This is a genomic window from Hominilimicola fabiformis (assembly GCF_020687385.1).
Taxonomy (GTDB): domain Bacteria; phylum Bacillota; class Clostridia; order UBA1381; family UBA1381; genus Hominilimicola; species Hominilimicola fabiformis.
On sequence record NZ_JAJEQM010000002.1, the window covers coordinates 236,393 to 255,307 of the forward strand.

Consider the following 18,915-nt stretch of genomic DNA (forward strand, 5'->3'; position numbering starts at 1 on the left):
CAATGCAAGTTATATTGACAAGAGATGTAAAAGGACAAGGTAAAAAAGGTCAGATGGTAAATGTATCTGACGGTTATGCAAGAAACTATCTTTTGCCGAGAGGTCTTGCCGAACCGGCTACAAAGTCGAATATAAACGTAATGAAGGGTAAGCAGGAATCTCTTGAATACAAGAAAAAAGTTGAGCTTGAAGAGGCAAATGCAATCGCAGAGAAAATGAAAGAAATCAAGGTTGTGCTAAAGGCTAAAGCAGGCGAAAACGGTAAACTTTTTGGATCTGTAACATCAAAAGATGTAGCAGAGGCGCTTACTTCACAACACCACATCAAACTTGACAAAAAGAAATTTGTTATGCCTGACGGCATAAAGACATTGGGAACAACGACTGTTGACGTAAAAATTTATACAGGCGTTGTCGGTAAGTTAAACGTAGTTGTAGAACAGATATAACTTTGGGGAGGTAATGGATTTATGGCAGAAATGTCGAATCCTGTTGACGTAATGGGCAGAGAACTGCCATATAGTCAAGAGGCGGAATTGGCTGTAATAGGCAGTGCTCTTACTAATTCGCACAGTGTTGCGGAGTCGGTTGAAATACTTAGACCGTCAGATTTTTACTTCCCACAGAATAAGGAAATATTCAGTGTAATTCTTGATTTATTTAACGAAAATGCGGCTATAGATTTTATTACCGTTTCAAATAAGTTGAGCCAAAGCGACAAACTTGAGGCTGTCGGAGGTATCGCTTATTTGAGAAATGCGGCAACAAATGTGCCGACAACAAGGCACATGACGTATTATTCGCAAATAATTAAGGAAAAGGCAGTTTTGAGAACACTTATTAAAAGTGCCAACGATATTTCCGATATGGCTTACGGTCAGAACGATAAAGTCGAAAGAATAGTCGACCAAGCCGAACAGCTTATTTTTGACGTTACATCATCAAACAACAAGAGCGATATACTTCCTATAAGTGAGATATTCATGGGCAGTTATCAGGAACTTGTTGAAAACTCTTTAAATCAAAGCGGTATAACGGGTTTGCCTACAGGTTTTGATGAACTTAACAGACGTACGGGCGGTTTTCATGGCGGCGAACTTATTCTTATCGCCGGACGTCCGGGTATGGGTAAGTCAAGTTTTGCGGTAAATATAGCGGAACACGTCAGTATTACCGATAAAAAAACCGTTGCGATATTCAACCTCGAAATGCCGAAAGAACAGATTGTAAACCGTATTATATGCAGCCAGGCACTTGTTAATTCAAATAAAATCAGAACAGGTGATATAACAGGCGAAGATTGGGAAAAAATCGGTGCAATAGTAAACAGAGTTGCAACTGCACCGATGTATATAGACGATACTGCGTCAATAACGGTATCGGAAATCCGTGCAAAATGCAGACGATTAAAGCAGACAAAAAATCTTGAACTTATCGTAATCGACTATTTGCAGTTAATGCAGTCGAGCGGAAGAACAGAGAGCAGACAAAATGAAATTGCCGAAATTTCGCGTTCGTTAAAAATTCTTGCAAAGGAACTTAATATTCCTGTCATTGCACTTTCACAGCTTTCGCGTGCGGCTGAATCGAGAAGCGATAAGCGTCCCATGCTTTCGGACTTGCGTGAATCGGGTGCTATCGAGCAGGACGCCGATATGGTTATGTTTTTGTATCGTGACGAATATTATAATCCCGATACCGAGGATAAAAATTTGGCTGAATGTATTGTCGCAAAAAACAGAAGCGGTGAAACCGGTATGTTTAAACTTGGTTGGAAAGGTGAATATACTAAGTTTTCTAATGTTGAATTTGCATTGAAGGAAGAATAATGGTTTTAGATATTATTAAAAAGACCTTGCGTGAATATAATTTATTGAATAACGGCGACAGCGTGCTGGTCGGTCTTTCGGGCGGTGCGGATTCGGTGTGTCTTACTCACGCACTTTGGTCGCTGAAAGATGAATTTGACATAAAATTATATACGGCTCATATTAATCACGGCATAAGAGGCGAGGAGGCAAAGAGAGATGAACTTTTTGCCGAAAACTTTTCAAAAAAATTGGGTATTGAATGTTTTGTGTTAAATGCAGATATACCCCAAATTGCAAAAGATACAAATGTGTCAGAAGAAACAGCCGGCAGAAATGTGAGATATAATTTCTTTAATAAATTGTGCGAAAAATACGATATAAACAAAGTTGCAACGGCGCATAACAGAAATGACAATGCCGAAACTTTGATTATGAATTTTATGCGTGGCAGTACGACAAACGGACTTTGCGGAATACCGTATGTCCGCGGAAATATAATTCGTCCGATATTGAATGTTTCACGAGATGAAATCGAAAAATATTGCAGTGATAACGGACTTGAATATATGACAGACAGTACAAATTTGACAGAAGATTACACACGCAATAAAATACGTCACACATTACTTCCGTATATTCAAAAGGAATTTAACACGAGTTTTATTAAAACCGTTACGGAAAATGCTTGCTTGATAAAAGATGACAGTGATTATCTTGACGGTATTGCGGAAGATTTTTATAAAAAGCACATCAGAAATTGTGCTGTTAATATTGAAGATTTGAATAAGACGGATATTGCGATAAAAAGACGTGTTTTAAGATTGATGTTAAGAGATATTTATAACAGTCTTAACGATATTTCGTCAACATATGTTGCGGATATATTGTCGCTTGCCGATAAATCAAGCGGCAGACAAATAAATTTGCCGTACGGTATTGTTGCAAAAAACGAGTACGGCAAAATAATACTTGAACACAAAAAAGAAGAAACACAGCCGTTTGAAGTCAGTATTAATATCGGTGAAACAGTTTTTATTTCGGAACTTGACAAAAAAATTTCGGTATCTGAAACGGATATGCGAAATAAAGACGGTGCAATATATCTTTCGTGTGACAAGACTGATAAAATCATTGTACGCAACAGGCGAAACGGTGATAAATTTCAGCCTATGGGTATGAACGGTACGAAGAAATTAAAGGAATATTTTATAGATAAAAAAATTCCTAAAGATAAACGAAACAGTGTGCCGATAATTGAGATAAACGGCGAAATTGCTGCAGTCGGCAACAGAATAGACAAACGTTTTGCTTTCAAGGATAAAGGTATAAAAATAGAATTTTACGATAATTAAGGAGGTAGTCAGTTGCAGAAAAGATTTAAAGGACTCGGAGTATGGGTGGCAATGCTTGTAGTTGCGTATCTGATTTATATGTTCGCAGTCGGATTCGGTGCATCGCAGACCAAAATGGTTTACTCTGATTTGGTCAACAGTATAAAGTCCGAACAGGTAAGTTCGATGCTTGTGTCGGGAAATACCGTAACGGTGACACTTACAAACGGTGACAAAGCAAAGGTGAAAATTCCGTCACTTGACACGTTGCAGGCAGATGTCGGAAAAGAAATGAACGACCAAATGGATAAAGGCACTTTAAAGCAAGAGGCTTATGAAACCAAGATTTCATGGACGGCGGTTACAAATATAATTTTGATAATTGTATTTATATGTGTGTTCTTTTTCGGATTTTTGCGAAAAGGCGGTTCGGGTGCAACCAATTTTACAAAGAGCAGAGCAAGACTTAATGAGAACACCAAGAACGTGACATTTAAAGATGTTGCGGGAGCTGATGAGGAAAAAGCCGAACTTGCGGAAATAGTCGAGTTTTTGAAAAATCCTCAAAAGTTTGTAAGCCTTGGTGCGAGAATACCTAAGGGTGTACTTCTTGTCGGCTCGCCGGGTACGGGTAAAACACTTCTTGCAAAGGCGGTTGCCGGCGAGGCGAAAGTTCCGTTTTTCTCTATAAGCGGTTCGGATTTCGTTGAACTTTATGTCGGCGTAGGTGCATCGCGAGTGAGAGATTTGTTTGAACAGGCAAAGAAAAACAGACCGTGTATTGTGTTTATAGATGAAATAGACGCAGTCGGCAGAAAAAGAGGTGCCGGTATGGGCGGCGGTCACGATGAAAGAGAACAGACTTTAAATCAGTTGCTTGTTGAAATGGACGGATTTGGCGAAAATGAAGGCGTTATAATGATGGCGGCTACAAACCGTCCGGATATACTTGATCCCGCACTTTTAAGACCGGGACGTTTTGACCGACAGATTGTTGTTGATGTTCCTGACGTAAAGGGCAGAGAGGCTATTCTAAAAGTTCATTCTGCTAAAAAGCCTTTGGCAAATGACGTTGACTTGGAAGAGATCGCAAAAGCAACAGCAGGTTATTCGGGTGCAGACCTTGAAAACTTAATGAATGAGTCCGCTATTTTTGCGGCAAGACGAAACCATCTTGAAATAACAAGAAAAGATATTGAGGACGCAAACTTAAAAGTAATGATGGGAACGGAAAAACGTTCGAGAATTATTACCGAAAAAGAAAAGAAACTTACGGCATTTCACGAGGCAGGCCATGCAGTTTTGGCAAAACTTGTCGATAAAACATCGCATATTCATAAGGTGTCAATAATACCGCGTGGCAGAGCAGGCGGATATACGATGTATGTGCCTGATGAAGATAAAATGTACACATCAAAAAATGAAATGTTGGACAGAATAATTGTAATGCTTGGCGGCAGAGTAGCCGAAGAACTTACAATGGACGACATCAGCACAGGCGCGTCAAGTGACATTCAACGTGCAACTGACATAGCACGTCAAATGGTTACAAAATACGGTATGTCAGAGGCAATCGGCCCTGTATCGTATGATGACGGCGGCGAAGTGTTTATCGGACGTGATTTTGCACACTCAAAAGCATATTCCGAAAAAACAGCCGCAGATATTGACGCGGAAGTAAAGCATATAATGACTTTACAATACCGGAAAACTGAACAAATTCTTACTGAAAATATGGCTGTACTTACACGAGTGGCTGAAAAACTTCTTGAAAAGGAAACTATTGACGGTCAAGAATTTGAAGAATGTTTTAATATATAAAAAGGAGGAAACAATAATGGCACAAGTAACAAAAAAGACTCTAATCGGTGAGGCTTTAAGCATAGATGAAGAAATCGCTCCAATACTAATGGGTATCGGAATGCACTGCCTTGGCTGCCCGGCATCACAGGGTGAATCACTTGAGGAAGCTTGCATGGTTCACGGCGTTGATGCTGACGAACTTGTAAAGAAGATTAATGACTTCTTGGCTTCAAAGTAATAATTTAAAGCAGATAACCGTAGCTTATGCTACGGTTATTTTTTTATAAAAGTGAACATATATATGATTTAGATTGAATTATACGACAAAATGTGAGAAAATTATTATATGCGAACTATTATCAATGTGTATCAAAAAAAATGTACCGTCAATGATAAAACATTTATCATTGTATGAAATGTTTAAATAAAGTGTCGGTTTTTGTGCAGAGTATACTATAACATAATACGTTCAATTGCTATAATAAATTCAACAAATAAACAAAGAGAAAGCGATGGCAAAGGCGTTATATTCCCTCTAACATTGATGATTTTATCATTGTGTATTAAAAAAGTCAATATATCTAAAAAATAAATTCTATTGTTCAATATATTGAATGATTTATATAAAAAAATATTGTAAGATATACATATAAAATATATTTCGGATGTAAATAAAATGTCAAAGAAATTTTTAAGTATTATTGTGGCGGCAGAAATGTTATTTGAAGTATATGAAATATTGCAGAACGGTACAAATTGAATGGATCGCAGATCAAGATTAAGCTTCAGCGTCGGCAGACGAAAAAACATTGACTTCTTTATAAAAAGCAATAATTTCATATTTTACAGCAATAATGCTTAATGATTTTTTGGATTTGGCGGTGTATAATCTAATCATAAATAAAACGATATGCGAAGGAGCAATTATTATGGATAAGGTTATATTAAAGCAAGAAAAAGTTACAATACCTACATATGAAATTTCTGATTACGACAAAAATCCTATGTTTCTTGAAAAACGTGTATATCAAGGTTCAAGCGGACGAGTTTATCCGCACCCTGTATGCGAGGGTGTTTCGGACGTTAAGACTGATAAAGAATACAACGCAATTTTCTTGGAAAACGATTATATTCTTGTAATGATTTTACCTGAAATCGGCGGTAAAATTCAAAGATTATACGATAAAACAAACGGATATGATGCTGTTTATTATAATGAAGTTGTAAAACCAGCGCTTGTAGGCTTGGCAGGTCCATGGATTTCGGGAGGTATTGAGTTTAACTGGCCGCAACATCACAGACCGTCCACATTTGATCCTGTTGACTATAAAATCGAAGAAAACAATGACGGTTCGATTACGGTATGGGTAGGCGAAACAGAAAAGATGTTCCATACGAAAGGTATGGCGGGATTTACTGTATACCCAGACAAGGCATATCTTGAAATAAAAGGTCAGGTATACAATCCGACAGACAGACCTCAAACATTTTTATGGTGGGCAAATCCTGCCGTTGCGGTAAATGACTATACACAATCAATATTCCCGCCGGATGTTCACGCGGTAATGGATCACGGCAAACGTGATGTATCAAAGTTTCCTATTGCCGACGGAGTTTATTATAAGGTTGATTATGCACCGGGTACGGATATTTCAAGATACAAAAATATTCCTGTACCGACTTCGTATATGGCATATCATTCGGATTATAATTTTATAGGCAATTACGATTATTCCAAAAATGCGGGACTTCTTCATATAGCCGACCATCACGTTTCACCCGGTAAAAAGCAATGGACTTGGGGTAACGGTGATTTCGGAAAAGCGTGGGACAGAAATCTTACAGACGAAAACGGTCCGTATATTGAACTTATGACAGGTATGTTTACAGACAATCAGCCCGACTTTACGTTCTTAAAACCGTATGAAGAAAAGACTTTCGTTCAATACTTTATGCCATACAAAAATGTCGGTGCGGTTAAAAATGCTTCAACAGAAGTTGTTATGAATCTTGAATTAGATAACGATACGGCTAATATAACTGTATATTCGCCGATACAACTTGACGATGTAACAATCAAATTTGTTTATGACGGAAATAAGATGTTTGAAGAAAAAGCAAACATATCACCGACCGATATATTTACAAAGAGTGTTCCTATGCCTAACATTGATGAAACAAAGCTTACACTTGCCGTATATAAAGACGGAAACGAATTATTAAGCTACACTCCTATGGGCGAAAATAACGAGGAAACACCTAATCCGGCAGAGGCATTGCCTGAGCCGCAATTTGTGGAAACAACCGAAAAACTGTTCCTTGCGGCTACACATTTAGAGCAATATCGCCATGCTACATATTCGCCTGAAGATTATTACCTTGAGGGATTGAAGCGAGATGAAACAGATATTCGTCTTAACAACGGATACGGAAAGTATTTGTATAATAAGGGCAGATTCGCGGAAAGTGAAAAATATTTCAGACAGGCTATTAAATCATCAACTTGGAAAAATCCTAATCCATATGATTGTGAACCGTATTATAATTTAGGATTATCATTAAAGAAACAGGGTAAAATCAATACTGCATTTGACGCGTTTTATAAAGCTGTTTGGGACGGAAATATGCAGGATAAAGCATTTTATCAATTAGCCTGTATTGCATCGGGCAGAGGTGATTATAATGATGCGTTGGAATATATAGAAAAGTCGCTTGTAAAGGGAATGCATAATTTAAAGGCAAGAACTTTAAAATCGGCGTTGCTCAGAAAACTCGGAAAAAATACAGAGGCAACAGAATTTGCAAAAGAAACACGCAATATAGACGCATTAGATCACAGTGCATATTATGAACTTTACAAACTAAACGGTAACGGCTTAGACGAAATGCAAGCTGTTATGCGTGGTGACAATCATAACTATATTGAACTTGCACTTAGCTATATGTCAGCATATTTGACAGATGACGCAATCGAAATATTAAAACTTGCACCGAATGACAATGAGCCTATGGTACATTACTATCTGTATGCACTGACAAATGACAAATCAGAACTTGATACGGCTGAAAATTCTGAAAGCCTGTATTGTTTCCCGAACAGACTTGAAGATATAGCTGTATTGGAAAAGGCAATATATAACGGCGGTAATTATGCTGCTTATTATCTTGGCTGTTTGTTCTATGACAGAGGCAGATGGGAAGAATCAAAAGAATTATGGGAAAAGTGTGCGGATAATATAAAACTTCCGACAGTGTATAGAAACCTTTCGCTTGTTTATTACAATAAATTAAAAGACGGTGTCTTAGCGGTAAAAGCAATGGAAAAAGCATTCAGTATTGATAAGAGTGACGCAAGAATATTCTTTGAACTTGATCAACTGTACAAAACACTTAATTTCTCTCTTGAAAAGAGATTGGCAAATATGAATGAAAATTCCGACTTACTTGAAAAGCGTGACGATTTATATACGGAATATATCACGTTGCTTAATATGAACGGCGAATATGATAACGCATACAATCGTATTATGAACCATAACTTCCACCCTTGGGAGGGCGGTGAAGGTAAGATACCTGCTCAGTACAGAATTGCGCTTATTAATAAGGCTAAAGCAGAAAAAAATACAGAAAAAGCAATAGAATATCTTGAAAAAGCTCTCGTTTATCCGTATAATTTAGGTGAGGGCAAGTTAATCGGTAATATGGATAACGATATATATTATATGCTTGGTAACTTGTATGAAGATAAGGAAAAGTCCGAACAGGCATACAGACTTGCAGCAAGGGGTGAATTTAATCTTTCTTCGGCGATGTATTATAACGACCAACCGCCACAGATGATGTATTATTCTGCAAAAGCGATTGAGGCACTTGGAGATAAAGACGAGGCTAAAAAGAGATTTAACGCATTTATTGAGTATGCAAATAATCATATGAATGATGAAATGAAAATTGATTACTTTGCTGTATCATTACCGGATTTCTTGATATTCGAAGGTGACTTAAATAAAAACAATAAGGTACATTGTAATCTTATGGCGGCGCTTGGATATTTGGGTATAGGTGATAATGATAATGCCCAAAAGTATGCAAAACAAGGACTTGAATTAAATCAATGCCACACAGAACTCAGAGATATAGTAAAATAGGTGATACAATGAAAACAATAGATTTAAGCGGAAAATGGAATTATAAAACAGATATTGACGATAGTCAGACAATAGACAGCATAAAATTTGAAAATAATAATTTTAATCTTCCGGGTTCAACTTGTGATAATAGGATAGGCAAAAAAACAGAATACTTTGACAAAATATCAAAAGAGGCTGTACGTGCACCGAGAGAGCGATATGAATATATCGCTCCTCTTTGGCTGCAAAAAACGGTCAACATTCCGAATGATACAGACGGTAAAACTGTCAGACTGTTTATGGAGCGAGTTAATATATCATCTGAATTATGGATAGACGGTGTGAAAACAGACAGACAAATAATTGAGCTGTCCACACCTCACATATACAATTTAACAGGAAAAATAACACCGGGCGGACATACGTTTACGCTGAAAATAGACAACAGAAATTTGCTAAACCTTGATACAATGGCAAGCGGATACAGTGTCGATACGCAAGGATATTGGAACGGTGTTATCGGACGTATTGAACTGCAATATGAAGAAAAAGAACATATTGACAGCATTCAAGTATATACAGATGACAAAGGCATAACGCTTAAAGTTGTTGAAACATCGGATGTACATTCTCCGTTTAAAACGGAGAAAGCGACTGTTACCGTAAATGTTACTTCACCAAAAGGAGATTTACTTGGAGAAAAAATATTTGAAACGAAGGTGTTTAATTCAAAACAAGTTGATTATTTCAGATACGATATTTCCGAAATAGATTATTGGGACGAATTTAATCCTAATTTATATACGGCAACAGTTAAATATGAATGTAACGGTCATACCGATATAAAATCCGTAAAGTTCGGTATGCGAACGATAAAAACGGAAAATAAAAAGATTTTGCTTAACAACAGACAAATTTCTTTGCGCGGTACAATAGATTGTGCTATATATCCGCTTACAGGTTATCCGCCTATGGATATTGAGGTGTGGCGAAAAAATTTCAAGACTATCAAAAGCTATGGTTTAAATCACGTTCGTTTTCACGCATGGTGTCCGCCTGAATGTGCCTTTAATGCGGCTGACGAAATAGGAATGTACATATCTATCGAAATGCCGCTATGGCTTAATCACGATGTATGTGCACTTGAAACGGGTGAAGACCCGATACACCGTCAATATTTTATGCAGGAGGCTATTAATATCTCAAAAACATACGGCAATCACCCTTCGTTTATAATGTTTTCAAACGGTAATGAAAATATGGGCGATTTTGATATGCTTAACGACATAACCACTTGCATAAAGGCTTATGACAACAGAAGAATTTATACGCTTACGACGAATTTCGACCACCCGATTATGCCGTGTGAAGATTATTTGTGTGCATATGAGGCAGGCGGTCACAATGTCAGAATACAGAACTGTCAGGATAAGGCGGCTGAAAATACATCGCTTGATTATTCCTCTGCGGTAAAAGATGTGCCTGTACCGATAATTTCGTTTGAAGTGGGGCAGTATTGTGTATATCCTGATGTTGACTTAATTGAAAAATATACAGGCAATATTCTGCCGGTAAACCTTGACGCGATTAAAAAATTTATGATTGAAAAGAATGTGTATCATAAATTGAATGATTATATTAAAGCGTCGGGCGACTTAGCTGTTAAGCTTTATAAAGAAGATATTGAGGCGGCACTTAGGACAAAAGATTTCGGCGGTTTTGAACTTTTGTCGCTATCGGATTACACAGGACAAAGTACAGCCACTGTCGGCATACTTGATGTGTTTTATGAAAGTAAAGGCTTGATTTCACACGATGAATTTAAAAATTTTGCAGGTGAGGCAGTACCGTTATTTAAGGCAAAGAGAATATTTAAAAATACAGATACATTGGAGGCGGAATTGGACTTATATGATTTTGGCGAAAAGAAAATCAACAACCCTGTTTATAATTTGACGGTACAAAACGGTAAGCAAGTATTTTATAAAACGTCAACAACAGAAAGTAAGGTAAGCATACCGCTAAACAGTATAACAAAATCAACAATGCTTAGTGTTATACTTGAAGTGAACGGTTACAAAAATACTTGGAGAATATTTGTTTTTGCCGAAAATAAGATTGAAAACAATGTTCGTATGATTAAATCGGAAGAAGAACTTGATGATATAATCAAAAACGGCGGAAAAGCTATTGTGACGAAAGAGTGTTTTAAAAATCCGATACATGGAAGTTTTATACCTGTATTTTGGTCGCCGGTACATTTCCCGTCACAAAAACCGTGCGGTGCAATAATTGATAATAATCATAGAATATTTGATGATTTTCCGACAGAAAAATATCCCGATTATCAGTGGAAAAGACTGCTTGATAACTCGATCGGTACAGATATATCGAAGTTTGCAGGTGAAGTAAAACCTATAATTGAAACAGTACCGAATTTCTTTGATAATACTGCGTCATCACCGCTGTTTGAAACAGAAATAGGCAAAGCAAAGCTATTGTTCTGCGGTTTTGACTTAGACGGAGATTATCCCGAATGTAAACAGCTTTTAAGCAGTATAACGCAATATGTAAATTCAGATAAATTTTAAAATAAGCCGAAAAGGTTAATTTTAGAGTCGGAGCTGGATTCCTTTAGGAGTCCGACTCCGACTTTTTTTAAATTAGATTATTACCTAAAAACTTGCTTATACCATTTAAGGCTGATTGTGAGTATTTTCTGCTTATAGGTATTTCAAGGTCTTGAATATTGACTTTTGTTTTGGTGAATTGAGTTATGTATGTAAGATTTACAATGTAACTTTGATGTATGCGTATAAAGTTGGTGTTAAGAATTTCTTTTTCGATGTCCTTTAGAGGTTCGTTTAAGGTTTGCTTTGGCGCATTGACATAATGTACGATAGTTTTCTTTAAAATCCCTTCAAAATAGGAAACATCATTTAGATTTATAGCAGTAGTTCCGCTGCCGAGCTTTGTATAAAGAGTCTGCTTATTTATTTCACTGCAACACACTGACAAGGCTTGTTTTAACTGTTCATTCGATATTGGTTTTACCAAAAAGTATAAATGATTGACGGAATAGACGTCTTGAAAAAAGTCTTGCTCAACAGATATAAATATAATTTTTATATTAGGGTATTTTTCAGTGATTGCTGACGCTATATCTATTCCGTTATCTTTTCCGAGCATTATATCAATAACAGCGATATTGTAGCTTGAAACCGATTCTAAAAAAGTGTTTATATCATAATAACAGTCGGTATTATAGCTGTTATCAATTTTTTCTATTTGTTCTTTAAAATCATCACAGAAAGTTTTATCATCATCGATTATCGCGATATTAATCATTTATGTACTTCCTCCTTGTCATTAATCGGAATTGTTACAATGGCGGTAAAATTGTACTCATCATGTTCGTAAACGAAATTACCGCCAAGAAGATTGGATAAATCTTTAATTATATGTAATCCGTACCCGTGATTGTGATTAGGGTCGTCTTTTTTACGAATAACTTGTGGCATACTGTTGCGGCAGGTGATAACTAAATTGCCGAGTTGTATGCTGCTTTTTAATTCAATATAAGGATTTGTCGTACAGTATTTAGACGCCTCTAAAGCATTATTTAATAGGTTGGAGAAGATACTGCATAAGTAAACATTGTCGAGCTGAGCCTCTTTAATACCGCCGACTAAGAAATCGGTTCGTATATGATTGGCTGTAGCCATATTGTATTTTTCAGCCAATATAATATCAATCGCCGGAACATCGCAATATGTTTTTGCCGAAAGTGAATCCCAATTTTTTAATAACTTACTTGTATATTCGGTTAATTCTTCTTTGTCTGCTTTTTGTGACAGACCGTTAATAACGTTAATGTGGTCTTTTAAATCGTGACGCAATTTTTTATAGTTTACATAGTTGTTTCTCAGTTGGTCGTATTGTGAGCTTAAAAGATTGTACTGATTAACAACAAATTCTTGCTTTGCTTGCTCTTTACTGATACGAATACTGTAACGTATAACAAGAACTGTAAGCGAAATTGAAATAATCATATAAACAATTAAGACCAATACAAATTTCAATATACTTATTTTTGCATAATAAATGTAAAGTAAGAACGTCAGTATAAATATTTGAACAATTATTATTGAAAGTATATATACAATAGTAAGGTCACTTATTTTTGGCTTTTTATGTTGTATCCATTTTGAGATTGAAAACAGTATCAACATTTCAACTGTAAATAAAAGCAAAGGTTCGACTGCGTTTGGAATACTTGAAAGTCCGGCAAGTGTTTGACCGCCGAAAGCCGAATCAAAGTTTGGCATTAGTATTGTTCGCAGTGAAAGATATACGAGCGACAATAAAATATCCGATACATATGGAATAAAAGTGAATAATATTTTTTTTAAAGGCTTGTCATCGCTGAGTATGAATATACAAGTCATAAGTATAGCTATCCCTGTAAAGAACATAGGCATTTGAGGCATATGTATTATGTTTGTGATTATAGTAGCTATAATCATTACTGCCGAAACAATTACACGAAAATTTGTTTTGCCGTATCTTGCGGAGAGTACGCTTGCATAAAACAGAGCTATTAATATACTGAAACTGAAATCCATTAAACCGTCAACAAGACTTACTTGCCATTGTGCCATAATAACATCCCTCTTTTCTGAATTGATACATATATTTTATCATAAAATGTATTATTTTGTCTATATAATATGTTAATTATGGTAAAAAAGACGTTAAAAATGTCACTTTGTTGAAAGTTATTTTAAAATTATGCTAATATGTTTTTAGGATAAAAATCCTAAATAAAAAAACTGAAGTCCTATATAAAGACTTCAGTTTCTGACAGGTCGATGATTAAATATACGCAAATTATTCATTATCATCAGACTTTAAGTTGTCAAGGGCATAATTGCAGCATTGAATTACAAGCTGGTTAAAAGATATTCCTTTTGATGCTGCAATTTTACCCATTCTTTCGATAAGTTCATCAGGCATTCTTATGGTGCGATTAGATGACTTCTCTGGTTGATGAATTTCAAATTCTCCCATAACTAATTCACCTCCGTGTGTTGAATTTTTTATAATATAATTTTAAACCATTTTAAATAGAAAATATACAAGCAAAATATAAAGTAATAATTAATTTAAAAATAAGTTGCAAAATGACTATAAATAGAAAATTAAAATATTTGTATTAAAATTATACAATAATACTCATATATACAATTAAAAAGTAGTTGCATATTTAAACTAAAAGTGCTATAATGAAACTGTAATTATAAAAAATATATACAAGAATAATAAATTGTATATATTGATACTGCATTTAGTCTGTCATCCATAAAGCTTTGTAGATATTGAATAATATGTAAACAACTGTATTTTTATAACTACATAATAGGTGAAAAATTGGAAAGGTGAATGAAAATGACGAGCAAGATAAGATTATATATTAATGAGCAGATAAAAGATTTATATTTGAATGCGGAGAATGCACATATAACAATAGGCTCATCAGATGAAGATACATTGAAAATTACATATCCTGATATTATCGCAAGTCATTTATCTTTTGATTTTTTCAATAACAGATGGACATATTTTGACGCTTTAAAAAAAGAAAGAGGTATTGCAAAGGATGGAGATGTTTTTATATTAAGCGTAAAACATCATATAGCCGCTATGTTTTGTGTAGAAGAACATGTTCCTCAGAAAGTAAAGTTAAAATCAGGAACAACTGTATCTATAGGTCGTAGCTTTAGTGCAACATTTCACTTATCGGATCGAAGTGTAAGCAGTAAGCACGCCATGGTAATAACTGATGAAATTGGCAGTACAATTAAAGATTTACATAGCTTAAACGGTACTTTTTTAAACAACAAGAAAATATCCGAAAGTATGCTTAAAGATGGCGATATAATTTCAATAGGTAAATTTAATATACTGTTTAAAAATAATACATTGGAATTGTGTGAAAACCAAGAAATAATAGACAATGATGAAATACAGTATCCGATTTTCAGCTTGTCACCAAGATTAAGACATAAAATGCCTTCGGAAATTATAGAAATCCAAGAACCGCCGAATATTGGAGATATGCCAATGGTTAATTGGTTGTCATTTTTGCCTATGCTTGTAACTCGTAGTGCATATTCGGCAGTTTTTCCGTTGACATCTGTCTTTTCTACTTTTTTGCAAAAGAAAAAATATAGAAAATCTCGTGAAGTAAGACAGGAAAAGTACGAAAAATATTTAGCAGATGTTAAAGCAAGGATTGAGAAAAACAGAGATGACCAATTTATATCTCTTGAAGAATCAAATCATGAAACAAGGGTGTGCTATGATATAGCAACAAAGCGTGAACGTACAATGTGGGAACGTAATCCGGAAGACGACGACTTCTTAAAAGTGAGAATCGGAAAGGGAGATATAACTACCAGTTTCAAAATTAAATTTCCGGATAATGTTCTGAAAATGTATGATGATGAATTAGAAGAACAAGGCGAAAATCTTGGTCAGGGTAATCAAGTTATAGAGGGTGCTCCTATTTTATGTGACATAGCAAATAATTTAAGTGTTGGTATAATAGGCAATCGTGAGAATGCAGTAAATATTGCAAGAAATATGATAGTACAAATTGCAACAACACATCCATATACAGACGTCAGACTTGTCACTATGTTTTCAAAGAAGGAACAAAAACAATGGGATTTTATAAAATGGTTGCCACATTCGTTTGACGAAAAACGAGAATCAAGATATATGGCAAATGATGTATTTAATGCGGCAGCTTTGGATAAAAAGGTTGATGAAGAATTAAAAGGAAGAAAACCTCAAAAAGACCAAAGTGAAAAAAAGAATGAGAATATTCCTTTTTATTTATTTGTAATTTCAGATCCCGAATTAGTTGAAGACTCGGAAATTGAAAAATATTTGAACGAGAATAAAGTCGGAATGGGCATAGGCGTAATATACGTCTACAATAAGTTAGAAGAGTTACCTAAGAGTTGTAATCTGATTATAGAAACAACATCGGAAGAAAATGTATTTTTTGATAAATCAAATATAGGTGAAAAGCAAAAATTTGAAATTGATAAGTTTACAATAGAAAAAGCAAATAAATTTGCAAGAAGCTTAGCGCCTGTACGACTGGCTGAGAAAAAGTCTGATGAAAAAATGCCTACATGCATTACTTTCCTAGAGGGTTATGGTGTACAAAAAGCTGAGGATTTACCCATATGGAAAAATTGGAATAATACAAATCCTGCAAAAGCAGTGGCAGTGCCTATAGGTATAAAATCTAATGGAGAAAAGTTTGTTTTTAATATTATGTATGGCTCTGACTTTTTAAGATACCACGGACCTTTTGGAATTGTTGCAGGTACAAACGGTTCGGGTAAATCTGAAATGATGCAGTCGTGGATTTTATCTTTAGCTACAAAATTTTCACCGCAGGAACTGTCTTTTATAATAATAGACTATAAAGGTACAGGCATGTTGTTGCCATTTCAAAATTTGCCACATCTTGCAGGCAAAATTTCAAATTTGGATGGTAATGTTAAGCGTAATATTATTGCACTAAACAAGGAAATGAAAAGACGTCAGGCAATATTTAATAAAGTGGGAATTATTCCTCAGGATATAAAAGAATATTATAAACGTGGTTTTCATAAAACGTATCAACCGTTGCCGATTACAATACTTGTTGTTGATGAATTTGCGGAAATAAAGAAAAATCTTCCTGAGTTTGTACCGGTATTGGAAAGTTTGTTTGCAGTAGGTCGTTCTTTGGGAATATTTGCGGTGGTATCCACTCAAAAACCGAGTGGTGTTGTTACAGATAAAATGTATGCAAACAGTAAATTCAGATGGTGTTGCAGAGTTGCGAGCAGTGCAGACAGTAAGGAAATGCTACGCCATGCTGACGCGGCAAAAATTTCAAATGCAGGGCGTGCATATGTTCAAGTCGGTGAAGACGACATATATGAACAGGTACAATCTTTTTGGAGTGGCGCACCATATGAACCAAACAGAGAAGAAGGAATGAATGCGGAAATTCCTATTTCGTTAGTAGATATAACAGGAAAGCGTAATCAATACGAAACGTTAAACTCAGAGAAAAAAGAAAGCAAAATAAAAGAAATTGACGCAGTAGTAGACTATATAGAAAAGGTTGCTATTGAACATAACGTTGAAAAAGCTCCGAAGATATGGCAAGAACGGTTGAAAAACAGAATATATTTGGACAACATATTGAAAGAAAATAACAAAGAACAAGAATTAGTGTTATCTGTCGGATTGGTAGATGATCCATATGAGCAAATGCAATATCCGCTTGATATTAATTTCTCAGCAGACGGACATTGCTTAGTATGGGGTGCACCGGGTACAGGTAAAACAACATTTTTACAGACGGTTATTATGTCTGCCGCTAAAACCTACACTCCAATGGATATAAATATTTATGCAATGGACTTTGGTAGCTGGAGCTTGAATTTGTTTGGTAGTCTTCCTCATGTAGGGGGCGTTGCAAACGATAATGATGAGGAGAAAATTTACAAACTGGTAAATATGCTGAAAAAAGAAATTGATACGAGAAAAAGAAATTTCGCAATGAACGGAATTATTAATATAAAGATATATGAACAGACAACCGGTGAAAAATTACCGTTTATTCTACTTCTTATAGATAATTTCAATGCATTATTTTCAATATATCCGGATTTAGACGAATTTTTTATAAAGTTATCAAGAGAGGGCGCGGCTTACGGAATATATATGATAGGAACAGTCAGCGGTATTTCAGGTGTGAGCTATAAAATAATAAACAACATTAAAAATAATATTTCACTACAGCTGAAAGATAAATCGGAATATTCGGCTGTTGTAGGTAAAACGGACGGACTGGAACCTGAAAACAACGAGGGACGTGGTTTAATAAGAGGAACACCGTTTGCATTGGAATTTCAGACGGCACTTCCGGTTGTGGGACAAGATGATAATGAAGTTCTAAAAAATATAAAAAGTGAAGTCAGTATTCTTTGTGAAAACAATAAAGACGGCAGCGCTAAGCCAATACCGGTTATGCCTGACGTTATATCGTATAATTCGATAATGAGTAATGATATAGTGTTGGGATTATCAACGGAAACGATTGAGCCTGTAACTGTTGATATAAAAAAATCACCTCATTGTATACTTATTTCAGGAGAAAAGAAATCGGGTAGCAGTAATATTCTCAATGTAATTTTAAAGCAATTTGTCGATAAAGCGAACGCAAAGCTTATTTTATATGATAGTGGACGACAAACACTTTCTACACTGGCGAGAATATCGGAAAAATATATAGAATCTGCTGTAGAATTAGATGAATACATAGAAAAACTTGCTGAGAAATTGAATTTACGAAAAAACAGCGAAGATTTATCTGAATTTGACACGATAGTCATAGGAATAGACGGCTATAAAGATATGTATGACGCTATTGATGATAAAACAGCAACGAGATTATCGGCTATTGTGAGAATGGGTAAAGGATTAAAGGTATTTGTTGTTGTTGCAGAGGAATCGGCCAAATTATACAGTTTAAGCTCTGTAGATCCAATATTGAAAATGATAATATCTGACGGTATCGGCATTCTTACAGGCGGAACATTAAAACAACACGGTGCTTTTAAAATCGAGGCGGAATATTCAGAGTTAAATGAACAGTTGAGTGAATTTGAAGCATACAAAGTGGAAAATGAGGAGAAAGTCAGATTTAAAACTATGTATGAATTTTAAATTTAGAAAATTAAATCAAAAAAAGAAAAGGAGGAT

Annotated in this window: 11 protein-coding genes; 8 read left to right on the top strand and 3 right to left on the bottom strand. The window is 35.3% G+C overall.

The annotated features are described in order from the left end of the window. The first annotated feature begins 2 nt into the window (after nt 1–2). The 7 genes from rplI to LKE05_RS02595 all read left to right on the top strand — a co-directional run bounded on the left by rplI (nt 3) and on the right by LKE05_RS02595 (nt 11,666). A complete protein-coding gene (rplI, locus tag LKE05_RS02565) occupies nt 3–449 on the top strand; it encodes a 50S ribosomal protein L9 (protein WP_022229250.1) in 447 nt (148 codons plus the stop codon). Nucleotides 450–470: 21 nt separating this feature from the next. Further along, nucleotides 471–1,829: a replicative DNA helicase gene (dnaB, locus tag LKE05_RS02570; protein WP_308455818.1), complete on the top strand. Its 1,359-nt coding sequence runs from the start codon at nt 471–473 to the stop codon at nt 1,827–1,829. Further along, nucleotides 1,829–3,163 carry a tRNA lysidine(34) synthetase TilS gene (tilS, locus tag LKE05_RS02575; protein WP_308455819.1) on the top strand — a complete coding sequence of 445 codons (1,335 nt, stop codon included), beginning with the start codon at nt 1,829–1,831 and terminating at the stop codon, nt 3,161–3,163. Before dnaB ends, tilS begins: the two co-directional genes overlap by 1 nt. A 51-nt stretch (nt 3,164–3,214) precedes the next feature. Beyond that, nucleotides 3,215–4,963 (top strand): ATP-dependent zinc metalloprotease FtsH, encoded by a 1,749-nt coding sequence (gene ftsH, locus LKE05_RS02580; protein WP_118446271.1) that lies wholly within the window; start codon nt 3,215–3,217, stop codon nt 4,961–4,963. 16 nt (nt 4,964–4,979) lie between these two features. Beyond that, complete coding sequence (locus tag LKE05_RS02585) at nt 4,980–5,183, top strand: DUF1858 domain-containing protein (protein ID WP_022229254.1); 204 nt, start codon at nt 4,980–4,982, stop codon at nt 5,181–5,183. Nucleotides 5,184–5,799: 616 nt separating this feature from the next. Further along, nucleotides 5,800–9,093: a DUF5107 domain-containing protein gene (locus LKE05_RS02590; RefSeq protein ID WP_308455820.1), complete on the top strand. Its 3,294-nt coding sequence runs from the start codon at nt 5,800–5,802 to the stop codon at nt 9,091–9,093. 8 nt (nt 9,094–9,101) lie between these two features. Next, a complete protein-coding gene (locus LKE05_RS02595) occupies nt 9,102–11,666 on the top strand; it encodes a DUF8487 domain-containing protein (protein ID WP_308455821.1) in 2,565 nt (854 codons plus the stop codon). Nucleotides 11,667–11,733: 67 nt separating this feature from the next. On the opposite strand, the gene LKE05_RS02600 is transcribed toward LKE05_RS02595, so the two are convergent. The 3 genes from LKE05_RS02600 to LKE05_RS02610 form a co-directional block, all read right to left on the bottom strand. Continuing rightward, nucleotides 11,734–12,423, bottom strand: a complete 690-nt coding sequence (locus tag LKE05_RS02600; RefSeq protein ID WP_308455822.1) for a LytR/AlgR family response regulator transcription factor — start codon at nt 12,421–12,423, stop codon at nt 11,734–11,736. After that, nucleotides 12,420–13,736 (bottom strand): sensor histidine kinase, encoded by a 1,317-nt coding sequence (locus tag LKE05_RS02605; RefSeq protein WP_308455823.1) that lies wholly within the window; start codon nt 13,734–13,736, stop codon nt 12,420–12,422. Before LKE05_RS02605 ends, LKE05_RS02600 begins: the two co-directional genes overlap by 4 nt. 229 nt (nt 13,737–13,965) lie before the next feature. Next, nucleotides 13,966–14,145: a hypothetical protein gene (locus tag LKE05_RS02610; protein WP_022230208.1), complete on the bottom strand. Its 180-nt coding sequence runs from the start codon at nt 14,143–14,145 to the stop codon at nt 13,966–13,968. A 378-nt stretch (nt 14,146–14,523) separates the two neighbouring features. Between LKE05_RS02610 and essC the strand changes: the two genes are divergently transcribed. Further along, nucleotides 14,524–18,879, top strand: a complete 4,356-nt coding sequence (essC, locus tag LKE05_RS02615; protein WP_308455824.1) for a type VII secretion protein EssC — start codon at nt 14,524–14,526, stop codon at nt 18,877–18,879. Nucleotides 18,880–18,915: the final 36 nt, after the last annotated feature.